This window comes from Pseudomonas sp. Xaverov 259 (assembly GCF_019352915.1).
In the GTDB taxonomy this organism is placed as follows: Bacteria; Pseudomonadota; Gammaproteobacteria; order Pseudomonadales; family Pseudomonadaceae; genus Aquipseudomonas.
In genome coordinates this window covers 240,249-253,745 of sequence record NZ_JAAAFV010000031.1, presented here as the reverse complement: position 1 = coordinate 253,745, position 13,497 = coordinate 240,249, and the positions used below count along the sequence as shown (strand labels likewise).

Genomic DNA, 13,497 nt, shown 5'->3' with positions numbered 1-13,497 from the left:
ACTCCTTGTGGTCCAAGCCTTTCATCCATGTATGCGTAGAAGCTCAACCTGATTGACCCACACGCATCGAATTCGAGATACCTGACCGTGGTGACAACTGATCCAATTTGTCGAAACGGTAGTAGACCTACAGAAAAGTCATTGAATTAAATGGTATTAATACTTTCGTAAGCGCCGCGTAAGAATGGGATTACAGCCAGCATCCATTGACTGTCGCGACATAAATACAAGTTTCCAAATGTAAAAAACGCTCTAATAGCGTCCTGTCGATTCGCTTAAAAGATCTGGGAGATCTCAATGCCCCATGAAGGCAACCTGTTACAAGCAGCCGTGGTGTTCCTGCTCGCCGCTGTGCTGACCGTGCCTTTGGCCAAGCGCCTGCAATTGGGCGCCGTGCTGGGCTATTTGTTTGCCGGTGTGATCATCGGCCCATCGGTGTTGGGCCTGGTGGGCAACCCGCAGAGCGTGGCGCAGTTTTCGGAACTGGGTGTGGTGTTGCTGCTGTTTATCATCGGCTTGGAACTGTCGCCCAAACGTTTATGGGTGATGCGCAAGGCGGTGTTCGGCGTCGGCCTGGCTCAGGTGGTGCTCACCGGCGTGGTGATGGGCGTGGTGGCGTTGTGGCTATTTGGCCAACCCTGGAACAGCGCGATCGTGCTGGGCCTGGGCCTGGCGCTGTCCTCCACGGCGTTTGGCCTGCAAAGCCTGGCCGAACGCAAGGAACTCAACCAGCCCCACGGTCGCCTGGCGTTTGCCATCCTGCTGTTCCAGGACATCGCGGCGATCCCGCTGATCGCGATGGTGCCGCTGCTGGCCGGCAGCGATCACCCGACCACCGAAGCCCAGGGCGTGCAGCACGTGCTGCAGATTCTGGGCAGCATCGCCGTGGTGATCATCGGCGGGCGTTACCTGCTGCGTCCGGTGTTTCGCATTGTCGCCAAGACCGGCCTGCGCGAAGTGTCCACCGCCACCGCGTTGCTGGTGGTAATCGGCACCGCCTGGTTGATGGAACTAGTGGGTGTGTCCATGGCCCTCGGTGCGTTCCTCGCCGGGCTGCTGCTGGCCGACTCAGAGTACCGCCACGAACTGGAATCCCAGATCGAGCCGTTCAAGGGCCTGCTGCTGGGTCTGTTTTTTATCAGTGTGGGCATGGGCGCCAACCTCAGCCTGCTGCTCAGCACGCCGCTGATGGTGATCGGGCTGACCCTGCTGCTGATCGGTTTAAAACTGCCGCTGCTGTACGCGGTAGGTCGAATGGTGGGTGATCTCAATCGCGAAAGCGCCTTGCGCCTCGGTGTGGTACTGGCCGCAGGCGGTGAGTTCGCCTTTGTGGTGTTCAAGATCGGCCGCGACCAGGGCCTGTTCGAACCGCACCTTTACGACGTGCTGGTGCTGACCATCACCTTGTCGATGGCGGTAACACCGCTGCTGTTGTTGGTGTGCCCCAAGCTGTTCAAACACAAGGCCAAGACCGTGGAGGTGCCGGAGGAATACCGCACCATCGAAAGCGATGCGCCGCGTGTGGTGATTGCCGGCATGGGCCGAATGGGCCAGATCGTCGCGCGAATCCTGCGCGCGCAAAACATCTCGTTCATTGCCCTCGACACCTCGGTGGAAACCATCGAGCTGACTCGCAGCTTCGGCGGCATGCCGGTGTTCTACGGCGACCCGCAGCGCCCGGAAATCCTGCATGCGGCCAAGGTCGACCAGGCCGAGTTTTTCGTGATCGCCATGGACGATCCGGAAATTAACATCAAGACCGCCGCCCTGGTGCGCAGCCTCTACCCACACATGAAAATCATCGCCCGCGCACGTAACCGTCAGCACGTGCATCGCCTGGTCGACCTGGACGCCTCGCCGGTGCGCGAGACCTTCTACTCCAGCCTGGAAATGAGCCGCCGCACCCTGGTCGGCCTCGGCTTAAGCCAGGCCCAGGCCGATGCGCGCATCGATCGATTCAAAAACCACGACCACCAGTTGCTTGCCGCTCAACATGCGGTGTACGACGACGCGGCCAAAGTATTGCAATCGGCCCAGGAAGCCCGCACGGAACTGGCGCGGCTGTTTGAGATGGACCGGATCGAGGAGGAGTCCGACAAGGTGTGAGCTTATGGGTGAACGATATTGCGAAATTTCTGACAGAATACGCCGCAATTTCGTTCATCCCTGGAGCGCTTCATGGCCACTTTCACCAAGACCGCCGTCCTGCTGGCCCTTGCGCTTAGCGCCGGTAGCGTCTTCGCCGCGAGCAAGCCCCCTGCCACACAGACCATCTCGACCTTGGGCGGCAAGTTCACCTTCAACCTGCCCAAGGCTTACGTCGCCGACACGCTGCCGACCGGTAAGGTCGAGGATGGCACCGCCGACACCCAAGGCACCCTGTACGCCAACTCGACCACGAAAAGTGTGGTGATCGTCGCTGAAACCGTGCATAACGACGGGGCAAGCATCAAGGACAATGACCCGCAGTTCCTCGATGGCGCCGTGGCTGACTTCGTCAAGGACCAGAGCGCGGCCCTGCCCGACTTCAAGAAGCAAAACGAGAAGAAGCTGACGTTCAAAGGCCTGGGCCTGCGCCAGGTGGACAGCACGGCGACCCAGGGCGGTGGCAAGACCCTGAACTCCACGTTCCTCGGCGGTTCGGGCAACCATTTGCTGGTGATCCAGGCGATTTCGCGGGCGGATGATGTGAAGGGACATGCAGAGTTGGTGAAGCAGATTACCGGCGGCAAATAACCTGGTTACGATCGTTCCCACGCTCTGCGTGGGAATGCAGCCCTGGACGCTCCGCGTCTGCTTTCAAAAGGCGTGACGCGGAGCGTCACAGGGAGCATTCCCACGCAGAGCGTGGGAACGATCACTTCAAACTGTTTTCCAGCCAGGCCTTGAGGTCCTGTATTTCAGCCTCGCTCACGGTATGCGGCATGCCCATATACCCATGAAACTCAGGCTTCAACCCCAGCCCCAGCAACACCTCCTTGGCACGGGTGGCCGACGTATACGGCAGCGCTTGGTCCAAGGTGCCATGGCCGATAAAAATCGCCAGGCGCTTCAATGACTCATCAGGCTTGAGCTCAGCCTTGAGCACCGGCAACACGCTGCCACTCAACGCCGCAATTCCGCGCACCAGCGCAGGCTTTCGCAAGCCTACTTCATACGCCATGATCGCACCTTGGCTGAACCCCACCAAAAACACCCGATCACTGTGGGTGTGGTACTTGGCCGTGGCCTTGCTGACAAAGTCTTCAATCAGCTGGGCGCTGCGCTGCAAATCCGCGGTCTCGCCGTCGTAATCACCCTCACCGGATTTCCTGGCAAACCAGCGATAGCCGCTGGGGTCCACCGGCATCGGCGCGCGGGCCGACAAATAGGTCCAGGTGGATGGCAACGCGTCCTTGATGCCAAACAAATCTTCCTCGTTACTGCCAAACCCGTGCAGGAAGATCACCAACGGCTGATTGCGCGCGTCACTTTGCGTCTGCTCCAGGTAGGGCAACGGCAAGTCGGTGTGCAAGGCATCATCGGCGTGGGCGGCACCGGCGACTAACGCCAGCGCCAAGGCGAACAATCTGAACATGGGCATCAACCTCAAGGTTTGCGCAACAGATACGTGTCCATGATCCAGCCATTCTCCAGGCGCGCCGCCTTGCGCACCCGTTGGATTTCGTCGGCCACTTCGCTGACTTTGCCGCTGATAAGAATTTCATCCGGCGTGCCCAGGTAGGCGCCCCAGTAAATATCCATATCCTGGTCGGCCACAGTGCGATAAGAGTCCTCGGCATCGAGCATCACCACCAAGGTGTCGGCATCACTCGCCTGCCCCGCCGCCAACCGGCGCCCGGTGGTGATCTCGATGGAGCGGCCGATGCGGTTGAGCGCCACCTTATGCTGGGCTGCCAGGGCCTGCACGCTGGTGATACCGGGGATCACTTCGAACTCAAACGCACAACGGCCGCTGGCCAGGATCGCCTGCAGGATGCGAATGGTGCTGTCATACAGCGCCGGGTCGCCCCAGGCCAGGAAAGCGCCCACTTCACCGTCGGCCATGTGCTCGTTGATCATGCGCTCGAAGGTTTGCTGCTTGTCGCGGTTCAGGTCCTGCACGGCGGTGGTGTAGTCGATATCACCGCGCACGCGCTCGGGGCAGTCGGCCTCGACGAAGCGGTAACCGGGCGCGGTGATGTAGGTTTCGCAGATCTCACGGCGCAGGTCGATCAGCTTGTCTTTGCTCTGGCCCTTGTCCATCAGGAAAAACACGTCGGTGCGGTTCAGTGCCTTTACGGCCTGCATCGTGATGTAGTCAGGGTTGCCGGCGCCAATGCCGATGATCAGGATGCGTTTCATGGGGTGCTCTCATTGCGGGGCGTGGATTTTGCCATGTTCGCCGGGTCAGGCGTGAGTTTCCAGGCGCAGGCGCCAAACATTGTTAAAGCGCAGCTCGGTGGCGGACAGCGGTTCGACGTCGATCAAGTAGAACATCGAGATGGGAAATTGCAGGACGTAGAGCATCGCGGCGCGGATCACGAAGGGGTGGGTGACGGCCACGACATGGCCGGGGTGGTTTTCGAGGGATTTGAGCCAGTGCCCAACCCGCGTGCAGAGCTGTTCCACTGATTCACCGCCGTGGGGTGCGGCGGTGCTGTCAGTCACCCACTGCGCCAAGGCCTCGGGGGCCAACTGATCGATGGCCTGGCCTTTCCAGGTGCCGAAATCAGCGTCACGCAAAGCACTGTCGATCTGCGCGTCGGCACCGAACAGGCCCGCGGTCTGACGGGTTCTGGCCTCGGGCGCGCACGCCAGGCGCATGGTTTTCTTGAAACGCCCGGCCAGGGATAACGCGGCGCCCTGCCAATCCATCGCCACAGACTCGTCATCGGGAAACCGCCCACGCTTTTGCAGCGGCGTGACAGCGTGGCAAATCAAGGTCAAACGGGTGGCCTGCATCACACTTCACTCTGTTTCGTGGCGCAGTCAGTGGAGACTGGCGAAGTTATCCCCATATATTACAACACACATGAAACAGGATGCCGGTTCAATCCCGGCTAGGGCGCGGTTTGACGCCTGAGTTTTTGAGCAAACCTGTGGGAGCTGGCTTGCCTGCAATGGCCATAGGTATCTACACAACGTTAATGTTGAGGCGGTCTTGGGGCTGACCAGGAGGGTGGTTGAAGCAAGAGCCAGATCAAGTGCAAAGCCAAAGCTTATCTACCTGATGCAGCACGGTCTAAATGTGGGAGCGGGCTTGCTCGCGAATGCGGTGGGTCAGTGACAGATGAATTGACTGACACACCGTATTCGCGAGCAAGCCCGCTCCCACAGTTGACCGCATGCAGTTTTAAATATGAGATCGGCTGCGGATTTGCATTCACTGAAGAGCTGCTTTTCTGTGGGAGCTGGCTTGCCTGCGATGCAGGCACCTCGGTTTTTCAGTGGCACCGAGTTGATGCTATCGCAGGCAAGCCAGCTCCCACAGTTGACCGAGTATGGCTCTGCTGTTGCTGTTGCTCTGGCCCTTACATCCTTTTCGATGACGAAGTCAGCGGTCTTTTGATCTGCACTTGTGATCGTGATCTTTATCTGAAATCGACCTGTCAAACACGATGGTCCAAATCACTGTCCGATTGCGGACATGCCGAGCGATAGCGAGATAACGGATATACCCCCAGAAGCTCATCAATCAAACCACTCCCGTCGCCCCTCAAACGTGCCCACAATCAGCTCCACCACCATCCGCACCGCCTCGGCATCATGCACCTGCGCATTCACCGCCAGCCACACCTGGCGCTGCATGGTCTCGCCCATCAACCCCGGCAGCGCCACCAACCCACGGTCAAAGCTGCCCATGTAATGCGGCAGCAAGCCAATGCACGCGCCACAACGAATCATCTCCAGCATCAACGAATAAGCCTGCACTTTCACCACCGCCGCCAAACGCTGCTCAACCACGCTGTTCCAGGGCTGCAACGCCTCAACCTGCACATCCGGCTGCCATTGCACCAGCATGTAGTCGTCAAGGTCTTCCACACTGTCCGGGCGCGTGGTCAACCGCGAATAGCGCTTGGCGATATGCGGCAAATATTGCAAAAGCGCCAGGCGCCGTGGCGGTTCGGTTGCAAAGCTCGGCCCAGGCACCGGCCCGTCGGCATCCGACAGCCATAACACCACGTCCACATCCACCGCCTGCAACGACAATTGGCTGTCGATGGAGATGATCTCCAGACGCACACTGGCATTGCGGCGCAACAATGCGATCAGGTCGCGGCCAAGAACGTCATGCAGGATCGGCTCGGCAACGGCCAGGCGTATCAGCGGCTGTTGCACCATCACCGGCACACGCCGTTCGCGGGCCAGGCTCACCAGTTGCGCTTGCAATTGCAGGCCGTCACGGCTCAGCGCCAGGCCATTGCCTTGATAGCTGAACAGTGAACGGCGCAGTTGCTCTTCCAGCTGCGCCAGGCGCTTGCGCAGCAGCGTGGCCTTGATATTCAAACTGCGCGCGGCCTGCATAAAACAGCCACACCGCGCGCTGACCAAAAAGTACCGCACCACCTCCGGCTCGATCTCTGCTGCCAGGGCCAGCCAGGCGCTGCGCGGCTCGTTTGGCGCGCGATAAGCTGCCGCCCCCTGGGGGCCGGACGGTTCTAGATATGCCATGGGAGACTCCCTGTCGTGTCGGTCGATGCATCCAGTGCGAAGCCAGGCCGGGGTTATTCCAGCACTTTGTTCAGCTCGGCACCGTCAATGCTCAAGGTCGCGGTATTGAGCATGCCTTCCAGGTAAGCCTTGGCGATTTGTTCCTGGCGTTGAGCGCGCAAGGCTTGGGTGAGACGTTCGCGCAGCTCATCAAGGCTGGCGGTGCGTGCCGGCTGCTGGCCGGTCAGCTTGAGCACATGGAAGCCTGCTGCGCTTTGCAGCGCATCCGACACCGCGCCGACCTTGAGCCGCGAGACCACGCCGCGCACTTCCGGCACCAGTTGCTGCAACGGCTGCAAGCCGGAGTCACCGCCCTGTTGAGCGGTGCCAGGGTCCTGGGAATATTGCGTGGCCAGCGCGGCAAATTCAGCCGGTGCAGCCTGGGCTTTGCGGCTCAGTTCCTGGGCCTGACGGCGCACGCTGTCGAGGTTTTGCGGATCATTCACGGCGAGGAAAATCTGGCTGACCCGGTACAACGGCGGCGTCACCCATTGGGCCTTGCCGCTGTCGTAGGCCTGCAGCAATTCAGCCGCGCTGGGGTAGCCCTCCGGCACTTGGCTGACCGACAGCATGTAGTCACGGAACACAATCTGTTCAGTGGCGGCGCGGGTCTGCTGTTCCACCTCCGGGCGCTGACGCCAGCCCTGGGCATCCGCCTGTTCGAGCACGGCCTTTTGCGCCAGGCGTGAACGTATCCAGGCTTCCAGCGCGCCACGGTTACCGCGCAATTGTTCGCGGGTTTCGGCCGGCAAGCTGGCCAACACGCTTTGCAGTTCAGGCAGGCCGATCTGCTGGTTGCCCAGACGCGCCACTGCCGGGCCTGCGCCTTCGGTGGTCACGCCCGGCGCCGGTTGCTGAGCAGCGACCGGGTCAGCACCCGGTCGCAGACTCAACCCTACCGCCACGACCAGCAATGTCAGCGCACCGGCGCCGACCAGCAGGGTTGGTTTTTTCACAGGACAGGCGCCTCTTCATCCACGGGTGTCGCGGCAGCCTGGGCCTGCAATTGCGCGGCTTGCTCGCTGTACTCGCGCAGGTACACGATGAATTCCTGCAGCAACCGGTCCCACAGTTCCAGCTGGCTGCGCAGGTGCGCGGCGCCCACACCGGCCACTACCACGTCCATTTCCATCAGCAAAAATTCGCCCTGCAACGACAGGCGTGCAAAGCGCCGCGAGGCGTTCCACACCTCGGCCAGCCCCTTGGGCAGTTCACCTTGTACCCGCAGCGCGCAGCTGTAGGTGAAGTCCACGTAGCTGCCCTGCTCGGCCGCCGCGTTGCCAAAACGTACGGCAAAACCGATGCCCTGGCTGGCGCTGAGCAGTTGCACGATGCCGTTCTGTTCGGTCTGGTTAACGCGGTAGCCGGCTTCCTGCAGCAGCTCGGTGAGGCTTTGCGGGGTGACGCTGGTGATCAGTTGAACATCGCTCATAGTGTCTCTTCCTTGTTGATCATTGATTAAGGGCGGTGTGCGGAGCATCAAACCGATTAAGGTATAGCTCATCACCAAAACCCTGGGCCAATTCCTCGAATTTGACCCGCGCGCTGCTGGCGAACGGCTGGCGAATGCTCATCACCTCGGCCACGTCGATTTTTTCGTAGGCCGCCAGCAGTTGCTTGGCCACGCCGTACATCTGTTGATTCTTGGCTGAACATTGCTGCACTTGTGTGTCACGTTCGCTCAGTTGCGCCTGCAGGCGAGCACGTTCGGTTTCCTTGCCCTTGGCCAGCACCAGCAACTCGTCATAGGCCTTCTTGAACTTGCCGACCTGCTCATTACTGGCCGCCACCTGGGCTTGCGCCTGGCTGTGCAGGCTCTGCTGCTGGCCGGCCATTTGCTCGGCCGCACCACGGGCCTTTTCCAGCTCGGCGCTCAATTGCTTGATCTGCGCCTGGGCCTGCCTGGCCTGGGCTTCGGCGGCAATACGCGCGGCACTGGCCTGGGCCTGCTCACTTTGCAGCGCCTGCAACTGCTGGGTGGTGCTGCGCAGTTGAGTGCGCAGGCGCTCCTCCATGCCTTCGGCCGAAACGCCCGTGGCCACCAGCACCAGCAACAGCCCGCCTAAGATTCGCGTGTTCATGTGGCATCTCCCTGCGCATCAAAAGCGCGTGTTGAGTTCCAGTTGCATCACATCCACTTCAAACGGCGCGCCATACACTTCAGAGGCGCTCAACCAACGGGCGCTGGCGTAGATGTTCTTGTCGATGCCGTAGTTGCCGCCCACGAAATAGCCCTTGGCGTTGGTGCCGCCCAGGTGAAACGAGGAATCATTGAAGCCATCCGGCAAGGCGTCGGGCTGGATGTATTTGTAGCCCGCCAACAGGTTCCAGTCGCCGCGCTTGCGCATCTCGAAGGCATTGCCGAGGGTGAACTGCACCATCGCCGCATTGCCGCCGCTTTCAAACTGGCCCTTGCTGTTGATGTTGTTGACGATCTGGCCTTCGCTGCGCTTGAGCATTTCGCCCTTGTCGTAGGCCAGGTTGTGGATGTAGTTGCCTTGAGTGCGCAGCTTGAAGTCGCTGGGCAGCTCGGCGTCCCAGGCGAGGTTCAGGTCGAGCACGTCGAACTTGGAGGCCAGGCCCACAAACTGCGGCTGCGGGGTCAACCCAGGCGTGGCCGGGTTGGGGGTGATATCGCGCAGCAGGAACACACTGTTGCCCTTTTGCATAAAGGCCAGGCGCGAGCCGTCGGTATCACACGCAGGCTGACCCGCCCACGGCCTGCACGGGCTGGAGCGTTGGCCTTCGATATCGTCAAAGTGGTAGTACGCCATCGCACCCTTGAGGCTGTTGCTGCGGTTGATCTTCCAGTTGGCGCCGACCTGCCCGCCGAACAGCCATTTGGTGTCGCTGTCTTCCTTGTCGAAACCGTTGCTGCTGGACGCGTCGGAGGTGTATTCCACGGGGAATACGCCGAGGGTGCCGAACACGCCCCATTCACTGCTCAGCGCATGGTTGAAGTTGGCCGCGATACCGTCGAAGTTCAGGTCCGGCGAGTACAAAATGTCGGTGGAATAAAACGGGTTGGCGAAACGCCCGGCGGTGAGGGTCACGTCCGGAGTGGCTTTCCAGCTCAGGTAACCCTGGTCGAGCCAGATATCCTTTTTACCGAAGCCACCGCCCAGGGTCTGGGTGGTGGACACTGGGTTGTTATCGGAGCCGGTGCCGATGCGAATACCGGCGGTCCACTCAGGTGTGATCACTGCTTTCATGCCCAGGCGGGCACGCAGGCGGAACAGGTTTTCACGGTCTTTGTTGGCGTTGAGCAACGGCGGCAGCTTGGTGTTGGTGTCTTTGTTGACGTCATACGGGCCGCTTTCATTGAGCTTGGCGTAGTCGACGATTTCGTTGCTGTTGTTGCCCGAGAAGTAACGCGACTCGTCACGCAGGCGAATATCGCCATCGAAGCTGACACGCGACACCCAGTCCGGGAAGGTATTGGGCTGCGCCCAGTTTTCCTGCTTGGCGGTGGCCATGACTTCGGCCTTGACCTGGTCACGGATCTGGTCACGCACCGCTTGCGGCACGTACTGCACGCGCACGTCGCCAGGCGCCGCCGTGGGGCCGCTGGCAACCACCGGCGCAGCAGCAGCCTGGCGGGCCTGCTGGGCTTGTTGTTCGGCCTGGGCGATCAGCCCGTTGGCGGCGTCCTGGGTCAGCACACCTTGCTGCACCAGCAGGCGGATCAGGTTGATCGTGACGTTTTCCGACGGCGCCACCGGGGCTGCCGTCGCCTGGCCGACCAGGGTCGCGATGACCATGCCGACCGCCAGGGTCAGTCGATTCACGGGGGAAATCATGTGTACGCAACTCCTGTAAAAAACTGCAAGAAATGGATGTGGTCAATCCGGGCGTCGGCCCTTGAGCGACAGGCGCACCGGCATCGTCACCGCTGCCGGAACGCGTTGTGTGGCATGGGGCGCACGCAAGGCGGCGAGCACTTGCACGTCGGTCTCGGCATCGCCGCTGGACTTCACCAGCTCTGCACGCACGACCTGGCCCTCGGCGCTCAGCCACAAATCGGCCTGCACCGCATACGCCTTTTTGCGTAACTCGGGGTCATCCCTCAGCAGCCGCTGAAACAGCCCCGCCAGGTACTGCTTGTAAGTACCGGTGCCCAAACCACCGCCACCGGAACCAGCCATGCCGCCGCCCTTGCCGGCGCCGATGTTGAACGCGTCGTTGCCGGACTGCGCATCACCATCGATCTGCATCGGGTTGGCCAAATCATCGGCGGGGGAAGGCGGCGCTTCTTCCGCCGGCTTGACCTCTTCGGGCTCAGGCGTGGGCACCGGCTCCGGGATTTTTTCTTCGACCTTGGGCTCCGGTTCCTTGGGTTTTTCCGGTGGCGGCGGCGGCGGTGGTGGCAACGGAATAATGGTCGGCACCTTTGGCGCTTCGCGGCGCACGCCACTCATGTCATTGGCCCACTGCCACAGGAACCAGGCCGCCACGGCGGCCAGCAGCAGGCCCGCGCCCCACTTCAGCGGGCGCAGCAACCTGTTCTTCACGGGCATGGGCGGGATCGGCATCTGTGCGGTCATGGCTCAGCCCTGGCTCGGCTTGCCGGTGACCAGCCCGACCTGGGACAGCTCCAGCCGGCGCAGCAAGTCGAGCACCTCGATGACCTTCTGGTACTGCACCATGGCGTCGCCACGCACGATCACCGGGAAGTCCGGGTTCTGCGCTTTCTCGATGCGCAGGCGCTCCTCCAGTTCGCCGAGCGTCACCGGGTAGGCGTCGAGAAACACCTGGCCGCCGTCGTTGACGGAGATGGCCTTGGTCTTGGCCTCGGACAGCGACACCGAGGCGCTGGCCTTGGGCAGATGGATCTGGATACCCGACACCTGGGCGGTGGCGGTGAGGATAAACATCACCAGCACCACCATCAGCACGTCGACCAGGGGCGTGATGTTGATAGTGTCGACGGCGGCGTCATCGTCATCGTCGTGGGCGGCATTCACGGAAGCCATGCTGATTCTCCTCAGGCCGGAACGGACGCGTGGTGGCCGCGCGAGTGGGCGGCTTCACTGAACTGGCTCTCGCCGTGCATCTCAGCCAGGCGGGTGATGAACTCGTCGACAAATACGCGCATATCGGCGCTGACTTCCTTGTTGCGCGTGATCAGGCGGTTGTAGCCAAACAGCGCCGGGATCGCCACGAACAGACCCATGGCCGTGGCCAGCAAGGCTGCCGCCATACCGGGGGCGATGGCGTTGATGTTGACGTCACCGGCCATGGCCGTGCCGAGGAACACCACCATGATCCCCAGCACCGTACCAAGCAGGCCGATATAGGGGCCGCCGGCGATGGCGTTGGAGAGCGTCGACAATTTTGAACTCAGGGCCTGGTTTTCGCGGGTGCGCACGCCGTCCATGGAGCAGCGGATCGCTTCGATGGTGGCCGCCGACACCGATGAGGTATCCGCGCCCTGGGCACGGCGGGTGCGGATCTCCTTGACCGCCACCAGGTACAGGCGCCACAGCGAAGAGTGACCGAGGCGCTCGGCCAGTTGCGCGTCGTCGGCATACATTTCCAACCGGGTGCCAATCTGCGCAAAGTGTTCACGGAAGATCTCGTTGGCACTGCTCACGCGGCTGACCTGACGGTTCTTGCGCAGCATGATGAACCACGACTGAACCATCATCGCCACCAGCACCAGGATGATCACCCAGGCGTCAATCGGCACGGCCTTGAGCAAAAAGCCCAGGCTGCCGAAACCGAAGCCCGATTGTTCCTCATCCACGCCATACGCCACCAGCTTGGATTCGGCGCCCTGGGCACTCGCATCGGCCAGCAGCAGCGCAGCCGGACGCGACACTTTGGACAGGCGCAGCTCATCCATGGCGCCGGCAAACGGCAGGTGCGTACTGCCCGCCTCCGGCATATCGGCACCGATCGCAATTTGCGTATTGAAGGCAGGCAGAGCCACCGCCAGGTTCGCGGTTTCGCGGCCATTGACGTACAGCGCGACTTTTTCGCCTTCGGCGGTGAACGCCAGGTGTTGCCACTGGCCTGGGTTCAGCGGTTGAGTGGAGACCGCGCGCTGGCCGTCGATTTCCACAAACGGCGTGCCTTGGTTCAGGCCCAGCAACAGGCTATGGGCGCCATCGCGACGGGCCAGGACGATTTGCTCGCCACTGGCCTGGTCCAGGCGCAGCCAGGCACTGAAGGTCAATGCACTGCCGGCGGCGTGTTGCAGGGATGGGCTGGCCGGCAGCATCAGCGGCTGGCCACCGAACTGCAGGGCGCGGCCGATCACGCCATCAATGCTGGCGCCAGTGGCGTTCAGCGCAGTGTTGCTGTAGGCCGTGGTGTCCCGGGCCGGGGTGCCGTTGGCCCCGTCAAAATGGTAGACGGCGGTGTAGTTCGGGTCGAAAGTCAGCTGGCCGTTAGCGATGGCCGGGGCTTTCTGATTGCCGTAATACATCCAGATTTCCTGGCGCTGGCCGCCTTCGACCTTGGGCACATCGACCCAGATCAGCGCCATGCCCATCAACGGGTCGAAGCTTTCGATCTGGTGATTGAACACGGTCTTGTCATCGGCACTGACAAAGCGCAAATCGCTGCCATCGTCCTTGACCCCATCAAAGGTGAAATTGCCGGTGTGCAGGCGCACCAGCAGCGCAGTGCGGCCCAGGGCCTGATTGATGGCCGCGCCTTGGGCGGTGGTGTCCACAGTGATCTGTTTGCGGTAGTGCCAATCGTCCTGCCACCAGGCATGGGCGGTGGCCGGGAGCGCGAAGCCCAGGCAGATCAACAGGCTCAGAAATAGGCGTTGCATGGTGAAGTCTCCGGGAGAAA

The 13,497-nt window shown here is 61.4% G+C and carries 13 protein-coding genes; 2 read left to right on the top strand and 11 right to left on the bottom strand.

The window, feature by feature from the left end:
• The first annotated feature begins 297 nt into the window (after positions 1–297).
• Positions 298–2,106 (top strand): monovalent cation:proton antiporter-2 (CPA2) family protein, encoded by a 1,809-nt coding sequence (locus tag K0H48_RS11755; RefSeq protein ID WP_138815095.1) that lies wholly within the window; start codon positions 298–300, stop codon positions 2,104–2,106.
• Between the two features lie 72 nt (positions 2,107–2,178).
• Positions 2,179–2,736 (top strand): hypothetical protein, encoded by a 558-nt coding sequence (locus K0H48_RS11750; protein WP_219267579.1) that lies wholly within the window; start codon positions 2,179–2,181, stop codon positions 2,734–2,736.
• 121 nt (positions 2,737–2,857) lie between these two features.
• Here K0H48_RS11750 and K0H48_RS11745 read toward each other — a convergent pair whose 3' ends face one another.
• From K0H48_RS11745 to K0H48_RS11695, 11 genes are all read right to left on the bottom strand, one after another.
• Positions 2,858–3,577: an alpha/beta hydrolase gene (locus K0H48_RS11745; RefSeq protein WP_219267578.1), complete on the bottom strand. Its 720-nt coding sequence runs from the start codon at positions 3,575–3,577 to the stop codon at positions 2,858–2,860.
• Between the two features lie 11 nt (positions 3,578–3,588).
• Positions 3,589–4,344, bottom strand: a complete 756-nt coding sequence (gene cobF, locus K0H48_RS11740; protein WP_219267577.1) for a precorrin-6A synthase (deacetylating) — start codon at positions 4,342–4,344, stop codon at positions 3,589–3,591.
• A 45-nt stretch (positions 4,345–4,389) separates the two neighbouring features.
• Positions 4,390–4,944 carry a histidine phosphatase family protein gene (locus K0H48_RS11735; protein WP_219267576.1) on the bottom strand — a complete coding sequence of 185 codons (555 nt, stop codon included), beginning with the start codon at positions 4,942–4,944 and terminating at the stop codon, positions 4,390–4,392.
• Positions 4,945–5,673: 729 nt separating this feature from the next.
• The gene (locus tag K0H48_RS11730; protein ID WP_219267575.1) at positions 5,674–6,654 is read right to left on the bottom strand and encodes a LysR family transcriptional regulator; all 981 of its coding nucleotides are present in this window, start codon (positions 6,652–6,654) and stop codon (positions 5,674–5,676) included.
• Positions 6,655–6,707: 53 nt separating this feature from the next.
• Entirely contained in the window at positions 6,708–7,649 is a 942-nt protein-coding gene (locus tag K0H48_RS11725) for a peptidylprolyl isomerase (protein WP_219267574.1), read from the bottom strand.
• Positions 7,646–8,125, bottom strand: a complete 480-nt coding sequence (locus K0H48_RS11720) for a YbjN domain-containing protein (protein ID WP_219267573.1) — start codon at positions 8,123–8,125, stop codon at positions 7,646–7,648. Before K0H48_RS11720 ends, K0H48_RS11725 begins: the two co-directional genes overlap by 4 nt.
• A 19-nt stretch (positions 8,126–8,144) precedes the next feature.
• The gene (locus tag K0H48_RS11715; RefSeq protein ID WP_219267572.1) at positions 8,145–8,774 is read right to left on the bottom strand and encodes a DNA repair protein; all 630 of its coding nucleotides are present in this window, start codon (positions 8,772–8,774) and stop codon (positions 8,145–8,147) included.
• An 18-nt stretch (positions 8,775–8,792) separates the two neighbouring features.
• Positions 8,793–10,493, bottom strand: coding sequence for a putative porin (locus K0H48_RS11710; RefSeq protein WP_219267571.1), 1,701 nt, complete (start codon positions 10,491–10,493; stop codon positions 8,793–8,795).
• A gap of 42 nt (positions 10,494–10,535) precedes the next feature.
• On the bottom strand, positions 10,536–11,237 hold the full coding sequence (locus K0H48_RS11705; RefSeq protein WP_219267570.1) for an energy transducer TonB: 702 nt from the start codon (positions 11,235–11,237) through the stop codon (positions 10,536–10,538).
• A 3-nt stretch (positions 11,238–11,240) separates the two neighbouring features.
• Positions 11,241–11,666, bottom strand: coding sequence for a biopolymer transporter ExbD (locus K0H48_RS11700; protein ID WP_017139644.1), 426 nt, complete (start codon positions 11,664–11,666; stop codon positions 11,241–11,243).
• Positions 11,667–11,677: 11 nt separating this feature from the next.
• Positions 11,678–13,477, bottom strand: a complete 1,800-nt coding sequence (locus tag K0H48_RS11695; protein ID WP_219267569.1) for a DUF2341 domain-containing protein — start codon at positions 13,475–13,477, stop codon at positions 11,678–11,680.
• Positions 13,478–13,497 lie beyond the last annotated feature (20 nt).

Bases quoted from the DNA above. Each gene is read 5' to 3' on its own strand.
- K0H48_RS11730 (WP_219267575.1), bottom strand. From the start codon at position 6,654: ATGGCATATCTAGAACCGTCCGGCCCCCAGGGGGCGGCAGCTTATCGC.
- K0H48_RS11720 (WP_219267573.1), bottom strand. From the start codon at position 8,125: ATGAGCGATGTTCAACTGATCACCAGCGTCACCCCGCAAAGCCTCACC.
- K0H48_RS11755 (WP_138815095.1), top strand. From the start codon at position 298: ATGCCCCATGAAGGCAACCTGTTACAAGCAGCCGTGGTGTTCCTGCTC.
- K0H48_RS11700 (WP_017139644.1), bottom strand. From the start codon at position 11,666: ATGGCTTCCGTGAATGCCGCCCACGACGATGACGATGACGCCGCCGTC.
- K0H48_RS11735 (WP_219267576.1), bottom strand. From the start codon at position 4,944: ATGCAGGCCACCCGTTTGACCTTGATTTGCCACGCTGTCACGCCGCTG.
- K0H48_RS11715 (WP_219267572.1), bottom strand. From the start codon at position 8,774: ATGAACACGCGAATCTTAGGCGGGCTGTTGCTGGTGCTGGTGGCCACG.
- cobF (WP_219267577.1), bottom strand. From the start codon at position 4,344: ATGAAACGCATCCTGATCATCGGCATTGGCGCCGGCAACCCTGACTAC.
- K0H48_RS11695 (WP_219267569.1), bottom strand. From the start codon at position 13,477: ATGCAACGCCTATTTCTGAGCCTGTTGATCTGCCTGGGCTTCGCGCTC.
- K0H48_RS11745 (WP_219267578.1), bottom strand. From the start codon at position 3,577: ATGTTCAGATTGTTCGCCTTGGCGCTGGCGTTAGTCGCCGGTGCCGCC.
- K0H48_RS11705 (WP_219267570.1), bottom strand. From the start codon at position 11,237: ATGACCGCACAGATGCCGATCCCGCCCATGCCCGTGAAGAACAGGTTG.
- K0H48_RS11710 (WP_219267571.1), bottom strand. From the start codon at position 10,493: ATGATTTCCCCCGTGAATCGACTGACCCTGGCGGTCGGCATGGTCATC.
- K0H48_RS11750 (WP_219267579.1), top strand. From the start codon at position 2,179: ATGGCCACTTTCACCAAGACCGCCGTCCTGCTGGCCCTTGCGCTTAGC.